The organism is Patescibacteria group bacterium (genome assembly GCA_028716045.1).
Lineage (GTDB): Bacteria > Patescibacteriota > Patescibacteriia > JAQUQO01 > JAQUQO01 > JAQUQO01.
On the sequence record JAQUQO010000001.1, the window covers coordinates 571,939 to 588,284 of the forward strand.

The window sequence follows — 16,346 nt, forward strand, 5'->3', positions numbered from 1 at the left end:
CCCCCTCATTATAGAGGGGGATTTTTTAATTATCTATTTTTTATTTTTTTCTCTTTCGGCCGCCAGCTCCGCGGCTTTGAGCAAACTGTCAAAACTTTCACCGCCATCTCCCCACCAGCCCGTAAGTTTGGAAAAGGTCATGGTCCCCTGCTTGACGTAAAAATTATTGACGTCTGTAATTTCCAATTCCCCCCGGCCCGAGGGCTTGAGGGTTTTAATCACTTCCCAAACCTGATTGTCATACATATATAGTCCGATGACCGCCAAATTGCTCTTGGGCTCGGCCGGCTTTTCCACTATACTGACAATTTTGTCTCCGTTTACTTCCGCTACGCCAAACGATTTTGGATTCTCCACTTCTTTCAAAAATATCTTGGCGCCCTTCTCTCGTCTGGCAAAATCGTCCACTGCTTCCTTGATATTATCCTCTAAGATATTATCGCCCAGCATTACCACGATTTTATCGTTATCGGCAAAATCATCGCACAACCCGAGCGCCTGGGCGATGCCGCCCGGCTTTTCCTGCACGCCATAGGAGAACCTCGCGCCGAATTCCTCGCCGGAACGGAGTAATTCTAAAAAGTGCCCCGCGTGTCCTTTGCCCGAGACAATCATAATATCTTTGATTCCGGCGCTAACCAAAGTTTCAATCGGATAATAAATCATGGGCTTATCATAAACCGGCAATAAGTGCTTATTAGTGACATAAGTTAACGGCCGCAACCGCGTCCCCTCGCCTCCTGCGAGTATGATGCCTTTCATAGGATATAAAATTATTTTACTCTTTGAATTTTTATTTAAATCTAATGGAGAATAATCGCCAAAATAACTACAAAAATTAACACAACCACTCCAGCGGATATCCAAAGCCGTAAAATTTTTTTATTAGTTTCAGTCGCCCTTTGTTTCCTTTCTGCATCGCTTAAACGGATTGGCGGTTGTTTTTCTCCTAAAATTATTTTAAGAGGGTCTGTTATCAACGGATAAAACCATAACCAACTAAGTGGAGCAAAAACCATACACCACAAAGCGTTCGCTTTCGATAATTTTTCCGCTTTTAATACCTTTGTGCAAAAATAGATAAAATATACCAAAAACCCTATATAGAGAATAAAAAATATAACGACTAATTCGCTTTCGGATTCGCTTAAACCACGTAAAACGATACTACCAACAAATGCTATCCAAAACAATACCTTTAATCGGTTTAAATATTCTCTTGCCTGTTCTGTATGTTTTATGTCCGTTCTTGCTAAATATTTTTCTGCGATCTCTCTTGAATTATTTGACTCGATTTCTTTCATTCTATTATATTGCTCCATACATTTAATATTTTATATATTTATAAATCAATGGCCTATTCTTTACAATTTTATCTTAAAAAATTCTTCTACTAATAAATTTTATTTATTCCAAATACTCCCCCAACGCTTCTTGCCACCTCCTTATCTATTTTGTCTTTGCGACCCCGAGATTGACTTCGGCGAGCTCAGTCGAGCCGTCGAGGGGGAAGCAATCTCTATAATACGCGTAGATTGCTTCGTCGTCCCGAATTCTAGGGACTCCTCGCAATGACATTATTGTTTTAAATACTCCCTCAATGCCTCCCTCCAACTCCTCATCTCCGGCAATTTGGTGTTTAACAAAACAGAAAATTTGGGACGGCGGGCGAGGCGGGGAAATTTATCGGAATTGACCGGTTCAACTTTTATATCTATATTTTTTATTTTAAAAATCTCTTTGGCAAATTCGTACCACGTGCAGGCATCGTCGTTTGTCGCGTGATAAATACCCCACGGATAACCACCATCAACTATTTCTTTCGTCCTCTTCGCTAAATCTAAAGCATAAGTGGGACTGGCATATTCCTCGTCAACGACTTCCAGCTTATCACGCTCCCCTGCCAATTGCAACATTAAATCAACAAAACTTTTCTTGGCCTCGGCGCTGGAAGCGGGATTGCCGAATAATTTACAAGTACGCAAAATATAGTATCTATCACCATATTTTTGAACCTCCCGTTCGCCCATCAATTTGCTCTCACCATATTTATTAACCGGACTCGGTTCGTCATTTTCCTTATATCCCTCCTCCTTACTGCCGTCAAAAACGTAATCACTGCTATAATGGACGAAAACAGAACCAACTTCTTTGGCTATTTTTGCCAAATATCCCGGCGCCTCGCCATTTACTTTTTTAGCAATGGCAAATCCTTCTTCTTCCTCGCATTTATCAACGGCATTATAAGCCGCGGCGTTAATAATTAAATCAGGTGTTAATTTTGTAATCTTTTCTCGCGCTTGCTTTTCATCGGTGATATCAATTTCTTCTCTATCCCATAAAAAAAGTTCCTCGCCGGAAAAAACTTCCGCCAAGTACTGCCCCAGCATTCCTTTCGCGCCGATGATTAGTATTTTCATAGTATTTTGTCATTGCGACCCCGAGCTTGACTTCGGCGAGCTCAGTCGAGTCGTCGAGGGGGAAGCAATCTCTAATACGTGTAGATTGCTTCGCTCATCTTCAACAAGTTCGGATTCGCTCGCAATGACAGATTATTACAAATTATTATAGATATTTAAACTCAACTATCTCCCTTGCCCAACGGCAAAAGTTCGCTATCATGTTCAGCTAAAGCAATCACAACTTCACCTCCACTTCTTTTACCCTCTCTTGCCATTAACGCCAAAGCGCCTGCCCGATGTATTCCTTCAATTAAAACTATTTCTCCATTATGGATAACGCCCGTTAACATTGTTTGAAAAGGAAAATTATTAATAATGTCTTTTATTTTATTATTAGCGGCAATTAATGGATGATTTATTATATCTGACAATCGTTTAGTAATAATTCCGCCATAACATTTGGCAATCCAACTGCGTGTCGGCGTTCCGTAAAATTTTTCCACCTCCGCGATGTCATTTATGCGGTATATTTTCCATTTTTTCTCCTGCGGTTTCAACGGGGCAACATAATTGGCTCTCCACTCATCCCAAGAGTTAAATCCTCTTTCTCTCCAATGCTTCTCCCAGCCTTTCTGATAAGCTTCGTAAACACGCCACACCGCAAAAATATCCCGCCATTCAATATCGTGGACGTATTCTAAGGATTTATATTGCTCCGGGATTTTCATAAATAATTATTCATTACTCCCCTCCTTAGATAAGCTTGCCTACCGGCAGGCAGGGAGGGGTTGGGGTGATTAGATATTTCAACTCCCACCCCCTCTGACTCCCCCTCGGGCAGGGGGAGAATATTAACTTAAAAATATTTAAAATTAATCTTTCCTGTCTCTACCGTCTCTTTCACTCTCTCATAATCTTCCGGCGTACCCAAATCCGCCCAAAAGCCGTCGTGGATGAAACCGTAAATCGGCCTTCCTTCGCGCAACATTCCAAAATAGGCAGTGTCAATTACAGATGCCGGCTCTTTTTTCAGATAATCCAAAACTTGCGGCTCTAAAACATGGATTCCCGTGAACATATATTCTTCCGCCTCGTCCGTGTAACCGGATATTTCTTTGATGTCGCGGACTCTGCTTTCTTTATCGACTAAAATTTTTGGATACTGTTTATCTGAATCATTTTTTCGCAATACCATGGTTGCCAGCGCTTTTTTCTGCCGGTGGAAATCAACGACTCGGCGCAAATCAATATCAGCTAAAATATCGCTATTTATTACCACAAAAGTATCTTTGATTTTACCGATTTCTGCCGCTTGTTTTATCCCGCCGCCGGTGTCTAAAATTTCCTCTTCTTTGGAATAAACGATACACATTCCTAATTGTGAGCCATCGCCCAGCTCCCTTTTTATCAAATCACCTAAGTAATATAAATTGATAATAACGTCGGTAATGCTGGCGTTTTTTAAAAGTTTCAGCGAGTAATAAATAAGCGGCTGACCGTTAACCGGCAAAAGCGGTTTGGGAATTTTTTCTGTAAGTGGACGCAATCTCTCTCCCCGTCCCGCCGCCAAAACTATGGCTTGCATTTTATCCTCCGTATTGTTTTTTATAATAATTCTGATACTCGCCGGATTTGATATTCCCCCACCATGATTCATGGGTTTTATACCATTCTACCGTTTCTTTAAGTCCGGTTTCAAAATCTACCCGCGGCTCCCAGCCCAGTTCGTTTTTAATTTTGGAAAAATCAACGGCGTAGCGGCGGTCGTGGCCCGGACGGTCTTTAACATACTCAATCATTTCTTCGCCATAGCCCATTAATTCTAAAATTTTCTTGGTAATTTCTATACCGGATTTTTCGCTATCCCCCCCCAGACAGTAGGTCTCGCCAATTTTCCCTTGATGTAAAATCAAATCCACTCCACGATTATGGTCATCTACGTAAATCCAATCGCGGACATTAAGCCCATCGCCATAAACTGGAACTTTTTTGCCCTCAATTAAATTGGTGACGAACAAAGGAATAACTTTTTCCGGGAATTGATAAGGACCATAACTATTTGAACAATGGGAGATGGTAATGGGCAAAGCGTGCGTGTGAAAATATGACCTGACCAAATGGTCCGCCGCCGCTTTGCTTGCCGAATAAGGGCTGCGCGGGTCATAGGGCGTTTTTTCATTAAATTTTTTAGGCGAATCAAGCTCTAAACTGCCAAAAACCTCATCGGTGGAAATATGATGAAATCTTTTTCTGCTATTAATCCTCGCTGCTTCCAGTAAAACCTGTGTGCCCAATACATTGGTTTTTACAAACTCTCCCGAATCAATAATTGAACGGTCCACGTGCGACTCGGCGGCAAAGTGGACAATGGCATCGCAATCCTTAACTAGTTCATTTACTAAATCGGCGTCTCCAATATCGCCCTTAACAAATTCATAATTAGGATTTTTTTCAACTGCCGTTAAATTTTCCAAATTCCCGGCATACGTCAATTTATCCAGATTGATAATCTTATAATCAGGATGGTTCTTGAAAATGTGGTGGATAAAATTGGAGCCAATAAACCCCGCTCCTCCGGTAACGAGTATTTTCATAAAAAATAATTATTTAAATTTCCGCCAATCAAAGGTTCTTTCTTTTTTCTTTTCGCTCTGTATTTTCTTTTCTTGGAGGCGCTTTTCTTTTGAAGACCGCGTCGGCTTGGTTTCCAAACGCTCTTTTTCCGGGACAATAGCTTCAGTGATGAATTTTAGAAATTTTTCCACCGCTCTTTCCTTATTCGCCTTTTGCGACCTTTCTTCGCTTGCTCTCACAATCATAATGGAATGTACTTCCTGCCGCGCGCCTTCTTTAAAATCTTCTCTGACTATCCGGCTGGGGTATTGCTCTTTGATTCTATTCTTCTCTTCCTCTGTCAAATCTAATTCGTCAATATCGCAGCGCAATTCCACGGCCGTGCTCACTTTATTGACGTTTTGCCCGCCGGGTCCGGCGCTTTTTTTGTACGCGGTGATTTTATATTTATTTTCCGGAATAAAAACTTCTTCCATAAATTTACTCTAAATTGTTTTTAATTTTTTCCGCCGTTTTTTGCATTTCGCCTTCAGCATAGGGTTTACCGGGCCAGAGATGAAGGCCGTCGTCGGGAAAACGGGGGACGATATGAAAATGCGCGTGCGGGACAATCTGACCAGCTACCCGGCCGTTATTTAACTCCAAATTAAACCCCTGCGCGCCCAGTCCGTTCATAATCGCCTTGGAAATTTTATCAATTACCGGCATCATTTTTGATAAAAGCTCGTTGGGCGTCAGGGAAAAATCGTCATAATGCTCTTTGGGAATAACCAAGGTGTGCCCGGGATTAACGGGATTAATATCCAGGAAAGCGAAAATTTCGTCGTCTTCGTAAACTTTAGCCGAAGGAATTTCGCCTTTGATAATATTGCAAAAGATACAATCGTTCATAAAGTCAAAAATTAATTTATTTTAAACTTGGAATTTGCACCGTCTTTTTCATGCCTTATTTCATCCACTGCTTCTTTTTTATTCTTACCGGCATACAAAGCATCCGGCAAATTAACGTACCAGGCTCCCGATTCCGAAACGCATTTATATCCATGAACAACCCCCGGCGGAACAAGAACCGCCAGCGGATTGCTCTCCCCCACCCGCATTTCCATTTTTTCGCCATAAGTAGAAGAATCTTTTCTCTCGTCCCAAAGATACATCATAAAATCACCTGGACCGAAAAAACAAAAATAATCCGACTGCTTTTTGTGTTCATGCGGCCCGCGCACCGCGCCATTTTCAGAAAACGAAGCATAGGCCATCGCCGGAACAAAATCCATTTCATCATGGCGATAAAGCTCCGCCACCCAGCCTCGCTCATCTTTGAATATTTTTAAATTTTTTATAATCACCCTGTCTATCATAATTAAAAATCTTCTTTAATTATCAGGGTAATAATAGCACTGGCCGCCGAGATAATCAAGACAAAATGGGGATTGAAAAAATTAACAACAAAACCCTTGATAAAAAATTCTAAAATCATCAAAGCCGCCCACAAAATAAAAGAAGCATAAAATAATTCTTCAAAAAATATTTTGACAAATCCCCTATTCATAGAAAAATTTATTTAGAAATTTGGTAAAATTCTCCCGAGAAAATTCACCCCTGTTTATTCTAATTATTATCCCTCGAACGTCAATCGGCTTCTTATCGGCGGTAAGCCCCGGCGCGGAAATAATAAACCTTACTTTTCCTTTTTCTTTTCGGGCGTTATAAAGATTAAAACTGGCTCCTCGCGTCTGCCATTCACTGTTAGACGCCAGCGGTTGGTATCTGGCGATGACAAAATTTAATCCTTCTAAATCCCGGCTGTCCGCCACCCGCCGTTGCCGCGGGTCAAAAAAATTTTTCTCGCTAAAAGACCATAGGCCATCACCTTGAAGCAAAATATCACTTACGGGAACTCTGACCGAAAAATTTCCGGCCGAATTTTTATAATAATACTGAATATGTGTTTTTTCTATGAACAAATTTTCTCCGGTGAAACTCAAAGTTTGACGGCCTTCATCGTGAGTAGTAACGGCCGCCACTTCCCTGCTATTGCCGAATAGCGTCGCATCTTTTTGAGAAGTGACGGTAGAATTTATATTATCGCCGAGATATATTTCCCCGATAAAAGACAGATATTTTTGTCTGGTCTGAATGTCTCTTAAAAAAATATCGTCGCTGGCGGAGATTTCCAGCCGATAAACCCCCTCGGATAAATCGCCGATGTTCAATTTAAGCTGGCGGGGGGTAACCACGACCTCGTTGGCCTCCGAATTGCCATCATCAGTCATTATCCAATTTTTTACTAAATTATTTTCCTCATTATAAAGGTTAACTTCTACTTCGTCAGCGCCAACCGAACGGTTCATATCCTCAAAAGTAAACATAAAATCCAAATCCTCGTCTTTTATGTAGGTGTAAAATTGGTGAGCACCGCGCAGGGAATAATTAAAACTTTGATATCGTTCGCTTGGTTTATAATCCGGCAAACGATAGGGACGCCCCAGCTCATAATAATAAACGCCGATTTTCTCCGCCGCTGGCTGATTCTCCATAAAATCCCCGATGCTCTCGTATTTTTTTTCTTTCTGCCAAAGGCAAACCCCGTCAGCGCAAATTTTCGGCCAGGATAAATCGTCCAATACCTTATTCTGAAGCGGTCGCAAATCATAACCGTTTTTAGTCACCAGACCGAGTTCCAAAATATCTTGCTCGGGATTTTTATAATTTAAAACTATCTCGGCCTTTTTAAAAAAACTCAAAGGAATGTTTGATTCAATATAAATTGGCTCCCCTACAATGGATTGATAAAATTTCCCCGCCTCTTCTTTGATTTCCGAGACCCTCCCCCGCGGTTTTAAAAAAGAAATCCACCCGCTCGGGCGGGAAAAATCAAATTCCGCTTGGAGCGGAGCAAAAATTAAAAGATTACGCTCCGCGAGAAACCCCAAAATCAAAACCGCTACGAGAGTCAACATTATTCTGATATTTTTTCTCGTCTTATCCATTTTATTTTTTCATCAATTTCATTAATTTCGCCCCATTGGGCAAATCTTGATAAGCCGATAAAACCAGATTAAAACGGCTTAATTTTTTATCGTTTAGAAAATTTACATCTTTTTCTGAAAATAAACTATAAACATACACCGGCGCTTTATCTAAAAGAGCCGATAAATTTTCTTCCGTATAATCGTCGGCGATATTTTGGACTACCCGCCTTTCGGGAAATAGAATTTTATCCATATAGCTGGCCACAATTACCGAATCTTCTTCTGTATTTTCAATAATTTTTTCTTTGACCTGCCCGTAAATCTCTAAAGTGTGGCGCACCTGGAAAACACTCTCTTCTGTTTGCCATAAAACAAGACGTGCCGAAGGATAAGCCAGGGCTAAAATAAAAATTACTACTATTAAAATCCGGCTGGCTTTATTTTTTACCAATCCGCCGGCTTTGATTATTAATAATGACACGAAGGGCAAAAGGCCAAGATAAATCGGCAGCCAATAACGGACGTAAGAAGTTCCAATGGTCACAGTGCCGGGGGTCGGGTTATCGTAAAAAAACCAACTCCCATAATAAACTACAAGCCAAGCGGAAATAAAAAACCAAAGCCAGAAAAAAACTTTCTGTTTCTTCTGCCAATCGCGATAACGATAGATAAAAAAACCGAGCCCGGCCAAAAACAACGGAGTAAACCACCAAAAAATTAAAATAAGGTAATTCCAGCAATTTTTAACCATCAGCCGCGGATGAATTCCAAAACGAAAAATAATATCCAACCACGACCCGCTGCCTTGGGTTAAATTGGAAGCAACGTCGCTGCCGAGTTGAGAGTATCCCGTCAGCAAGGCGTTGCCATAAGTAAGATATTGGTAATAAAAAACCGGTACAAGGGATAAAAGCAGCCCGCCAAACCCTAAAACAACATAGGGCCATTTCATTTCCCGCCGATAAATAAAAATAAGCATGGCGGGCGCAATAATCAACCACCAGAATTCGGATAATCTCACGGACAGCGCGAGACCCAAAAAAATCCCAGCGAAAAAATACAAAGACCATTTGGAATCCTTTTTGATTCTAGACATCAAATAAAATCCGCCCAGAAGCAAAGAAATAAATAACACATTCGGCATCATTGTCCGTGAACTCCAATACCACCACGCCGGATGGATAAAAAGAAGCAGTGAGGAAATAAAAGCAATGGTAGAGTTGAAAACTTTGCGTGTCAGGCCGTAAAAAAATAAAACGCCGGCTACGGCCGCGAGTGGAGTAAAATACGTCACCACCTCCAAAGAAAAAATTTTGCCTAACAAACCATAAATCAAAATCAAACCCAAAAAACTTCCCGGTACGATAAACGGCCCGGCCACGTTGGTGCTTCGCGGGTGGACGATATTACCAACCTCTCTGTTGAGCGGCTCAAAAATTTTTAAATCACCGCGCTCAATTAAATTTTTGGTAAAAATAAAATTGGCGTTTTCATCGGGAGAGTTAAAAATCAAACCGCCGGCGACCGGCAAAAAGGAATAAATAAAAAAGAACACGGCCCCCAACACCAGCAATGTTCTTAAAAAATATTTATGGTTGTTTGTTTTTGCTTCACCCATGGAATCTATTTAAATACCTTGGCTAAATAAGCTCACGATGGCAAAAATCACAGCGAGATAAAGCGTGCCGGCCGAAATGGAAGAGAGCGACTGCATTTGAAATAATAATCCAAAAAGAAGAAACAAAATCCCGAAAAATTGGCAAAACATTTTTAATTTCCCCCAAATCTCCGCCTGGATAACCAATCCTCTTTTATGCTTTAACCACCCACCGATTATCAGCACCGCTTCAATAGCGATAATTGCAAATGCAAGATAAAAAGAAAGATAACGCAAAACAATGATAAAAACCAGCGAACCGATGAGTAATTTATCCGCTAAGGGGTCATAAATTTTCCCCCACTCGGTGACTTCTTCGCGCACGCGCGCCATAGACCCATCCAACATATCGGTAAAAGCGGTAAAGATATATAGCGGGATTCCCCAGCTAAAATTTTCTTTAACTATCAGCCAAACCACCAAGGGCGTTAAAATAAACCTCACCATAGTAATATGGTTTGGCTTAATGAATTTTGGAATTATCGGATTAAAAAACCAGCGAAAAACCAAATCTTGAGGATAAATTTGTGGTCCTTTCCACATAAGCTGAATTATGCTAAACTAACTTAAAATATCCGAAAATCATGAAGAAACCCTTATTATATCTTACCATTTTTTGCGTAATTCTTCCAGCCATTCTAATTCTTAATATTTTTTTCTGGCAAAATACGGTAGTCGGGATAATTGGCGGCTGTTTCTATCTTTTACTCAACGGCTTTTTAGCCGGTGTTTTATTTTTAAATAAAGAAAATCCGGGCTGGTCAATTTTTTATGGGCTACTTCTATTTTTATGCCTTAATTCCTTGGGGGGCGCGATTATTTATTTTTTTTACGAGTTAAATAATTTTGTAATCTCCGCTCTTTTAATCTTAACTCCGGTCGCATTACTGGCCGCAAAAAAAATACAAGTTGCAAGTTTTCCGCCAGGGACCGATAAGTCTTCGGCTGACAAGTTTCAAATTTTCCGCCAGGGACTGACAAGTTTGAAATTAAAAAATTTGTATTTACCAGCCCTATATCTAACGCTGATTGCCATTAATTCTTATCTGCTTTTCGCGCACCGAACCGACTTGGCTATCCGTTCGCCTTGGGAGCTTTTGCCTAAATCATTTTTTATAATTTATTTTCTCACCACGGCAATTCTCCTCGTTTTCATTCTGCGCAATAAAACTAAATTATCGCTTTTATTTATTTCCATCCACTCTCTTTTTTCTCTCGCCGTTGCTCTTATAATTTACAAATTGGGCTACGGCTACGACCCCTTCATCCACGAAGCAACGGAAAAATTTATTCTGAACAACGGTTTTATCTCACCCAAGACACCGTATTATCTCGGACAATATACTTTGGTTATTTATTTAACTAAAATCCTGTCGCTCCCCCACGAATGGATTGACAAAATTCTCGTCCCCCTCTTTTACGCCGTTTATCTGCCGGCTACCGTCTATTTTTCTTTCGCAAAAAATTCCGCTAAAAAGTTTTTGCCTCTAATTATTTTAACCATACCTTTCGGGGTGTTTCTCTTAACCACTCCCCAGGGTTTAGCCAATCTGCTCGTATTGCTTATTGCTCTTTTATCTTATAAATACACATCGGCTAAAGAAAACATCAACTGGTCAATTCTCCTTATTCTGGCTCTGACCGCCGCCGCCGTTCACCCCTTGGCCGGCATACCGGCGCTATGTTTTGTAGCGCTTCTGTTCTTGATAAGCCGGAATTATAAAAAATTGTCTTTATTTTTTGGTCTTCTCTCGGCCATCGCCCTGCCGGCTATTTTTTATCTGCAATCCGTGGTATCAAATAACCTTTCAACCGTCATTAGATTCTCTCCGCCGAATATCCTGAATGACTGGCAGTGGCCGGTGCTGGTCAGAAAATTTGATGCGGTTTTAGATTTAGTTTATTTGTATGCTTGGAATTTTAATTTTTGGTTCATAGCGCTGGCCGCCGTTGGTTTTTGGCTTCTTTTAAGGCAACAAAAAAATACTTCGGTAAAAATTTTCGTTTATTCTTTTATAATTCTAATCATAAATTATCTGCTCCTGACTTTGTTTTTTCAATTCCAAGGGCTAATCGCTTACGAACGGCAAAATTACGCCTCCAGAATTTTAGAGTTGAGTTTTTATTTTCTCATCCCATTTTATCTTTGGACTTTTGACTGGCTAGCCCAAAAAATTACCGAAAAAAATATCTTTTACAAATCATTTTTTATTTTAATTTTAACCATTGCCATAATCAGCTCTTTTTACGTTTCTTACCCGCGCCAGGACGATTATGACGACGCCCGCGGATATAATTTGAGCCAAGCTGACCTCAGCGCCGTTCATTATATAAAAAATACAGCTGGCGGAGATTACATAGTACTTGCCAATCAAATGGTGGCGGCCGGGGCCTTAAAAGAATTTGGCTTTGCTAAGTATTATCAAACTTCCCGCGGAGAGATATTTTATTATCCTATTCCTACCGGCAGCCCGCTTTACGATTATTATTTAAAAATGGTTTACGAAAAAGCGGCACGGAAAACAATGATAGAAGCTATGGATTTAGTCGGAGTTGACGCCGGGTTTTTAGTGGTGAATGATTACTGGCACCGCTCGGCCATCACCGTAGAGGAAGCCAAGTCCTCGGCCGATAATTTTGTAAAATTAGACAACGGTAAAATTTACGTTTTTGAGTATAAGAGATAAAAATAAAACCTGCTTGTAGAGAAGACACTCTATGGCGTGTCTCTACGGCGTTAGAACAAAATAAAACCCCGCGTTATTAGCGCGAGGTTTTTTATTTGTTTAATTGGGGGCTTCAAAAAGATTTTTACTTTCCACGACTGTTACTGAAATGCCAGAAATAAATTCTTCGGAAATGTTTTCATCTACAAACCTTAAGGCCTGGCGCGTAGCCGTTTTAGAAGCTCCTGACGGGCTTTTGTCATAAGTCGGAATGAACAGGGTTCCCATGTGTTCTTCCGCATGGCTAATCACGGCTTGAAAAATTCTTACTTTTCCAAGAAGTGGAATCTCCAATTCTCCACTTTTTATTTTTCTCAAAAAATAACCCATTTTTATTCCTCCTTTGTCTAAAAATAAAAAATTGGGCAACAATAAACTTTTAAATATAGCATATCTTGATAATTCTGTCAAGACACATCGGTCGTGACTGGCGTGCCAAAAGTTGATAGAGCTAAAAGTAAAATAATGGCATGGGAACATTAAAACATTATAATAAAAAAGCGCAATCCAAATTGGATCGCGCTAAAGAACACTTATTTACCCTTTATCAGCATAACACCACTTGCCCGCCTAATTGACAGGCCCGAGGAACAAGAGACCGCCAGAATTGAAACAAAGGGCACTGGTCGGGTCGCTGTCGTTACTGAAGACGAGATATTCGTTGTGAGCAACGAAAGCGGGTGTGCACTCGGCGGATTGGGCGGAAAGAGCGGCCATATTTAGACATAGTGTATTCCTATCACGCGCCAAGATGTCAGGATACATTACCATAGCAATGGGAGTATCCATACCGGAAAGAATAAACCCTTCGGGTAACGTTGACACTTGTTCCCTGTCGGCATTGATGGAAAATCCCTGTAAGGGGGCTGGGAAGTGAATCCCGATAACCGGCCCCCACTTCATTCGTTCAATAAGCTGGTCATGCCGGCTTCCCTCAACGATGCTAAACTCGTTCGCCGAGGTATTTTTGTGAAGATTACGAAACTCCCGATCACCGAAGGTTCTTATATAACTCTTGCCGACCGCCTCAAGATACTGTTTGAGAATAACTCCGGGGTTTTTGGTCGTGAGTGGAGGTATAACCACCGGCAGCCCTACACCTTTTATGATATTAGCGATTTGGGGGTTGTTCCGAATTAAAGCCAACAGACGTTCGGTTTCCGCCCTGAATTGTCCGGCAGTAATCGCCGTAAACGAACCGAGACACTCGTGCAATCGACTAAGGCGCTTGAGATAATCAACCTCTGCCTTCAGCTCCGGTTGAACTAGCCGAAATTTCCTGTCCCCGTCGCAGACGTTGGCCGAGAGTCCTTCTGGAATCCGTCGGCCGTGTTTGTCAAAGAGTAGTCGAACTGCGTCTGTAACCGTCACGGTTTTTTCGCCCCTGAGCCAAGCATCCCATACTTTCTTGCCGCCCAAATTATTAATGGCAGCTTCCACTTCTCCTAAAGTCACTTCTCCGTATTTCATTGCCAAACCTCCCAGCAGACTTTTTGCCCGCTTTTTGGATTTTTCCTCTGCCCGAGGACTAGGATTCTTTCACCCCGAAAGAATAGTTTAATATATTACAAATAATAAAATCTGTCAAGGCCTAAAGCGAATTTCGGGCTGGCCTTAACTAAATAATTTTTCCAGCCCCCCGATATAGTTATCCAAATTATATTTAGCCACTGACAGCCGAGCGTTATTTTTCATTTTTAGATACTCCTCCGGGCTGGCTAAAATGTATTTTAAAATGCCCGCAAATTCCTCCCCGTTCCCGGGCTCAAAAGTAAAGCCGTTTTTGCCAAGCTCCACCAACTCGCCGACGCCGCCGATATTGGCGGCCACCGCCGGCACGCCATAATATAAACTTTCATAAATCACTGACGGTGAATTTTCATAGCAGAGAGAAGGAACAATAGTTAAATCCGCCTGACTAAAAATTTTCCCGACTTCTCTTTGCTCCACCGGCCCCTCAACGCTGATGCGCTTGTCTTCTCCGACTAATCTTTGGGCTTCACCCATTGCCGCGCCACCACCGACAATTCGTAAAGTTAAATTATCGTTATTAATGTTTTTAAAATTTTCTATAAGCCAAAGGATGCCTTTATGTTTTTCTATTTGCCCCAAGTAAAGCAGACGAAATTTCTCGCTCCGTTCCCCCTCTGAGATGTCGGCATCAAAAAGCATAATAGGGTTAGGGAGAATCGTCCGTTTTGAAGTGGGGAAAAAGCCCGCGAAACTATGAACGGATAAAAGCCACCGGCTGGGAGAAATCACCACGGCCGGGGAACTAAAAAGTTTTTGGCAAATAAAGGCGTAAATTGCTAAAACAAAATTGCAATTTTTAATTTTCTTCTCCTCGCCCCACAAAACAATACCCGAAGGGTTAATAAGCTGAATATCATGAAGAGTGTGGATGTGTTTAATTTTCAATATTCCTAAAAGCAGGGGCGTTAAAAGGCCGATACCCTTCAAATTATGGGTTAAAACAACATCTGGCTTTTCTTTTTTTAGAATTTTTTTAATTTCTTTAAAACTATAAAAATTAAAAGTGTCAAAGATGTGCCAAAAAAATCTTTTAATCCAACTGTGTTTATGCGCATCGCCGAGCCAATATAAATTTTTCGGGAAAAATCTATAAATAAGCTGGCCGCCTTTCACCTCTTGTCCCAAACCCGATTCTTTCGGTTTGGTGGTAATAACAAAAATTTGATAGCCGCGATGCGCCAAACCATTAGCAATTTTAGCGGCTATCCTTTCGGCCCCGCCTCTTTCGTAGGGATAATAAAAATTGGAAATAATGCCTATTTTCATTATTGAAAAGATTTGAAGAGGGATTCTAATTTATCGCCAATAACTTTCCAATCGTATTTTTGCTCGGCCTTCTTTCTGCCGGCAAAACCAAATTGGCGGGAGAGGTCTTCGCTGGCAAAAATATTTTTAATACAGCTGGCTAAATCTCCTTCATTTTTTAAATCCGCTAAATATCCATTGATACCATTTTCGACTACACTGCGTACTCCGGGAAGATTGGAGGCAATAACTGGTTTGCCCGAAGCCATGGCTTCCACTAAAACCACGCCAAAGGCCTCGGATTTATCAGTAGATGGCAATACGAATAAATCCGCTAAATTGTAATAGCGCGGCAAATCTTCATCGCTGACAAACCCCGTAAAAATCACTTGGCTGGCAATATCAAGGGCGCGGGCTTTGGCGATATATTCTTCTTTCATGTTGCCGGCGCCGACAATCAGCAATTTAATCGTTGGGTTGCCGATTAATTTTATCGTGCGCAAAAGATAATCTATACCTTTAAAATAATGCGCCCTGTCCAAGGCACCGACAAAAAGAATTTTTTTATCTCCTTCACCAAGAGAATGTTTAGCCAACAACTCCCTGTCTTGGCTACGCGGGAAAAACCTTCGGGTATCCACGCCATTCGGTATTTCCGTGAATTTATCCTGCTGGGTAAAGAAAAAATTCTTGATATCTGATTCCTTCGCGTAGTCAAAAGAAGAAACGATAATTTTATCCGCTTGTTTTAAAATTCCGGTTAACAAATACTTGGTATGCCAGCGAAAAATAAATCCTAAAATCCCTCGGCCGACAACATCCATGTGATAAGTAATTATCAGCCGCGGCAAAAGACAGCGCTTTTTCATCAAACGGCAATAAAATTTTTTAACCGCGTACCAGAAATAAACAATTTCCGCGCCGCCAAAAAAAGGATAGTGAAGATGAATAAAATCAAAATGCCCCAAACGCCACCAAAGCTGCGGCACAATTCCGGCATTGCCATAACTAAAAAACGACACCATCCTTTTTACCTCGATCTCCGGCGGGTCAATAATTTTCCCCCGCAATCTTTCCCAAAAATCCCAATACCACGGAGTTAAAACTTCCACCGCGTAACCCCGACGGGCGAGAATCAAAGAATTTTCCTTGGCCACATTACCAATCCCTCCGCGATAAGGGGGAAAAGTGCAGACAATTTCCGCTATTTTATTTTTTTTATCGCCTATTCCCATAT

At 41.1% G+C, this 16,346-nt stretch carries 18 protein-coding genes; 1 reads left to right on the forward strand and 17 read right to left on the reverse strand.

The window, feature by feature from the left end; all coding sequences use genetic code 11:
* Nucleotides 1-33 precede the first annotated feature (33 nt).
* From PHG22_02870 to PHG22_02930, 13 genes are all read right to left on the reverse strand, one after another.
* Complete coding sequence (locus PHG22_02870; GenBank protein MDD5490713.1) at nucleotides 34-762, reverse strand: sugar phosphate nucleotidyltransferase; 729 nt, start codon at nucleotides 760-762, stop codon at nucleotides 34-36.
* A gap of 41 nt (nucleotides 763-803) precedes the next feature.
* Complete coding sequence (locus PHG22_02875) at nucleotides 804-1,304, reverse strand: hypothetical protein (GenBank protein ID MDD5490714.1); 501 nt, start codon at nucleotides 1,302-1,304, stop codon at nucleotides 804-806.
* Between the two features lie 273 nt (nucleotides 1,305-1,577).
* On the reverse strand, nucleotides 1,578-2,420 hold the full coding sequence (gene rfbD / locus PHG22_02880) for a dTDP-4-dehydrorhamnose reductase (protein ID MDD5490715.1): 843 nt from the start codon (nucleotides 2,418-2,420) through the stop codon (nucleotides 1,578-1,580).
* Nucleotides 2,421-2,581: 161 nt separating this feature from the next.
* On the reverse strand, nucleotides 2,582-3,130 hold the full coding sequence (locus PHG22_02885; protein MDD5490716.1) for a hypothetical protein: 549 nt from the start codon (nucleotides 3,128-3,130) through the stop codon (nucleotides 2,582-2,584).
* Nucleotides 3,131-3,258: 128 nt separating this feature from the next.
* On the reverse strand, nucleotides 3,259-3,987 hold the full coding sequence (locus PHG22_02890) for a nucleotidyltransferase family protein (GenBank protein MDD5490717.1): 729 nt from the start codon (nucleotides 3,985-3,987) through the stop codon (nucleotides 3,259-3,261).
* A gap of 1 nt (nucleotide 3,988) precedes the next feature.
* Nucleotides 3,989-4,996 (reverse strand): dTDP-glucose 4,6-dehydratase, encoded by a 1,008-nt coding sequence (rfbB, locus tag PHG22_02895; protein MDD5490718.1) that lies wholly within the window; start codon nucleotides 4,994-4,996, stop codon nucleotides 3,989-3,991.
* A gap of 9 nt (nucleotides 4,997-5,005) precedes the next feature.
* Nucleotides 5,006-5,452, reverse strand: a complete 447-nt coding sequence (arfB, locus tag PHG22_02900; protein ID MDD5490719.1) for an alternative ribosome rescue aminoacyl-tRNA hydrolase ArfB — start codon at nucleotides 5,450-5,452, stop codon at nucleotides 5,006-5,008.
* Nucleotides 5,453-5,456: 4 nt separating this feature from the next.
* Nucleotides 5,457-5,867, reverse strand: a complete 411-nt coding sequence (locus PHG22_02905; GenBank protein MDD5490720.1) for an HIT family protein — start codon at nucleotides 5,865-5,867, stop codon at nucleotides 5,457-5,459.
* An 11-nt stretch (nucleotides 5,868-5,878) separates the two neighbouring features.
* Nucleotides 5,879-6,334 carry a dTDP-4-dehydrorhamnose 3,5-epimerase family protein gene (locus tag PHG22_02910; protein ID MDD5490721.1) on the reverse strand — a complete coding sequence of 152 codons (456 nt, stop codon included), beginning with the start codon at nucleotides 6,332-6,334 and terminating at the stop codon, nucleotides 5,879-5,881.
* 2 nt (nucleotides 6,335-6,336) lie between these two features.
* The gene (locus PHG22_02915) at nucleotides 6,337-6,525 is read right to left on the reverse strand and encodes a hypothetical protein (GenBank protein ID MDD5490722.1); all 189 of its coding nucleotides are present in this window, start codon (nucleotides 6,523-6,525) and stop codon (nucleotides 6,337-6,339) included.
* Nucleotides 6,518-7,966 (reverse strand): hypothetical protein, encoded by a 1,449-nt coding sequence (locus tag PHG22_02920; GenBank protein MDD5490723.1) that lies wholly within the window; start codon nucleotides 7,964-7,966, stop codon nucleotides 6,518-6,520. The genes PHG22_02915 and PHG22_02920 overlap by 8 nt, the downstream gene beginning before the upstream one ends.
* Before the next feature lies 1 nt (nucleotide 7,967).
* Complete coding sequence (locus tag PHG22_02925) at nucleotides 7,968-9,566, reverse strand: glycosyltransferase family 39 protein (GenBank protein ID MDD5490724.1); 1,599 nt, start codon at nucleotides 9,564-9,566, stop codon at nucleotides 7,968-7,970.
* A 9-nt stretch (nucleotides 9,567-9,575) separates the two neighbouring features.
* The gene (locus PHG22_02930) at nucleotides 9,576-10,148 is read right to left on the reverse strand and encodes a CDP-alcohol phosphatidyltransferase family protein (GenBank protein MDD5490725.1); all 573 of its coding nucleotides are present in this window, start codon (nucleotides 10,146-10,148) and stop codon (nucleotides 9,576-9,578) included.
* Nucleotides 10,149-10,189: 41 nt separating this feature from the next.
* Here PHG22_02930 and PHG22_02935 point away from each other — a divergent pair, with 41 nt between their 5' ends.
* The gene (locus PHG22_02935; protein MDD5490726.1) at nucleotides 10,190-12,292 is read left to right on the forward strand and encodes a hypothetical protein; all 2,103 of its coding nucleotides are present in this window, start codon (nucleotides 10,190-10,192) and stop codon (nucleotides 12,290-12,292) included.
* 99 nt (nucleotides 12,293-12,391) lie between these two features.
* Here the strand turns inward: PHG22_02935 and PHG22_02940 are convergent, their stop codons facing one another.
* From PHG22_02940 to PHG22_02955, 4 genes are all read right to left on the reverse strand, one after another.
* A complete protein-coding gene (locus tag PHG22_02940) occupies nucleotides 12,392-12,661 on the reverse strand; it encodes a hypothetical protein (protein ID MDD5490727.1) in 270 nt (89 codons plus the stop codon).
* A gap of 240 nt (nucleotides 12,662-12,901) precedes the next feature.
* The gene (locus PHG22_02945) at nucleotides 12,902-13,801 is read right to left on the reverse strand and encodes a hypothetical protein (GenBank protein ID MDD5490728.1); all 900 of its coding nucleotides are present in this window, start codon (nucleotides 13,799-13,801) and stop codon (nucleotides 12,902-12,904) included.
* A gap of 144 nt (nucleotides 13,802-13,945) precedes the next feature.
* Nucleotides 13,946-15,130, reverse strand: a complete 1,185-nt coding sequence (locus tag PHG22_02950) for a glycosyltransferase (GenBank protein MDD5490729.1) — start codon at nucleotides 15,128-15,130, stop codon at nucleotides 13,946-13,948.
* Nucleotides 15,130-16,344, reverse strand: coding sequence for a glycosyltransferase family 4 protein (locus tag PHG22_02955; GenBank protein ID MDD5490730.1), 1,215 nt, complete (start codon nucleotides 16,342-16,344; stop codon nucleotides 15,130-15,132). The genes PHG22_02950 and PHG22_02955 overlap by 1 nt, the downstream gene beginning before the upstream one ends.
* Between the last annotated feature and the right edge of the window lie 2 nt (nucleotides 16,345-16,346).

Coding starts and splice junctions, on each gene's coding strand:
- rfbD (MDD5490715.1), bottom strand. CDS start 2,420: ATGAAAATACTAATCATCGGCGCGAAAGGAATGCTGGGGCAGTACTTG.
- PHG22_02915 (MDD5490722.1), bottom strand. CDS start 6,525: ATGAATAGGGGATTTGTCAAAATATTTTTTGAAGAATTATTTTATGCT.
- PHG22_02945 (MDD5490728.1), bottom strand. CDS start 13,801: ATGAAATACGGAGAAGTGACTTTAGGAGAAGTGGAAGCTGCCATTAAT.
- PHG22_02890 (MDD5490717.1), bottom strand. CDS start 3,987: ATGCAAGCCATAGTTTTGGCGGCGGGACGGGGAGAGAGATTGCGTCCA.
- PHG22_02930 (MDD5490725.1), bottom strand. CDS start 10,148: ATGTGGAAAGGACCACAAATTTATCCTCAAGATTTGGTTTTTCGCTGG.
- PHG22_02875 (MDD5490714.1), bottom strand. CDS start 1,304: ATGAAAGAAATCGAGTCAAATAATTCAAGAGAGATCGCAGAAAAATAT.
- PHG22_02950 (MDD5490729.1), bottom strand. CDS start 15,130: ATGAAAATAGGCATTATTTCCAATTTTTATTATCCCTACGAAAGAGGC.
- PHG22_02940 (MDD5490727.1), bottom strand. CDS start 12,661: ATGGGTTATTTTTTGAGAAAAATAAAAAGTGGAGAATTGGAGATTCCA.
- PHG22_02935 (MDD5490726.1), top strand. CDS start 10,190: ATGAAGAAACCCTTATTATATCTTACCATTTTTTGCGTAATTCTTCCA.
- rfbB (MDD5490718.1), bottom strand. CDS start 4,996: ATGAAAATACTCGTTACCGGAGGAGCGGGGTTTATTGGCTCCAATTTT.
- PHG22_02870 (MDD5490713.1), bottom strand. CDS start 762: ATGAAAGGCATCATACTCGCAGGAGGCGAGGGGACGCGGTTGCGGCCG.
- PHG22_02955 (MDD5490730.1), bottom strand. CDS start 16,344: ATGGGAATAGGCGATAAAAAAAATAAAATAGCGGAAATTGTCTGCACT.
- PHG22_02905 (MDD5490720.1), bottom strand. CDS start 5,867: ATGAACGATTGTATCTTTTGCAATATTATCAAAGGCGAAATTCCTTCG.
- PHG22_02925 (MDD5490724.1), bottom strand. CDS start 9,566: ATGGGTGAAGCAAAAACAAACAACCATAAATATTTTTTAAGAACATTG.
- PHG22_02910 (MDD5490721.1), bottom strand. CDS start 6,334: ATGATAGACAGGGTGATTATAAAAAATTTAAAAATATTCAAAGATGAG.
- PHG22_02920 (MDD5490723.1), bottom strand. CDS start 7,966: ATGGATAAGACGAGAAAAAATATCAGAATAATGTTGACTCTCGTAGCG.
- PHG22_02885 (MDD5490716.1), bottom strand. CDS start 3,130: ATGAAAATCCCGGAGCAATATAAATCCTTAGAATACGTCCACGATATT.
- arfB (MDD5490719.1), bottom strand. CDS start 5,452: ATGGAAGAAGTTTTTATTCCGGAAAATAAATATAAAATCACCGCGTAC.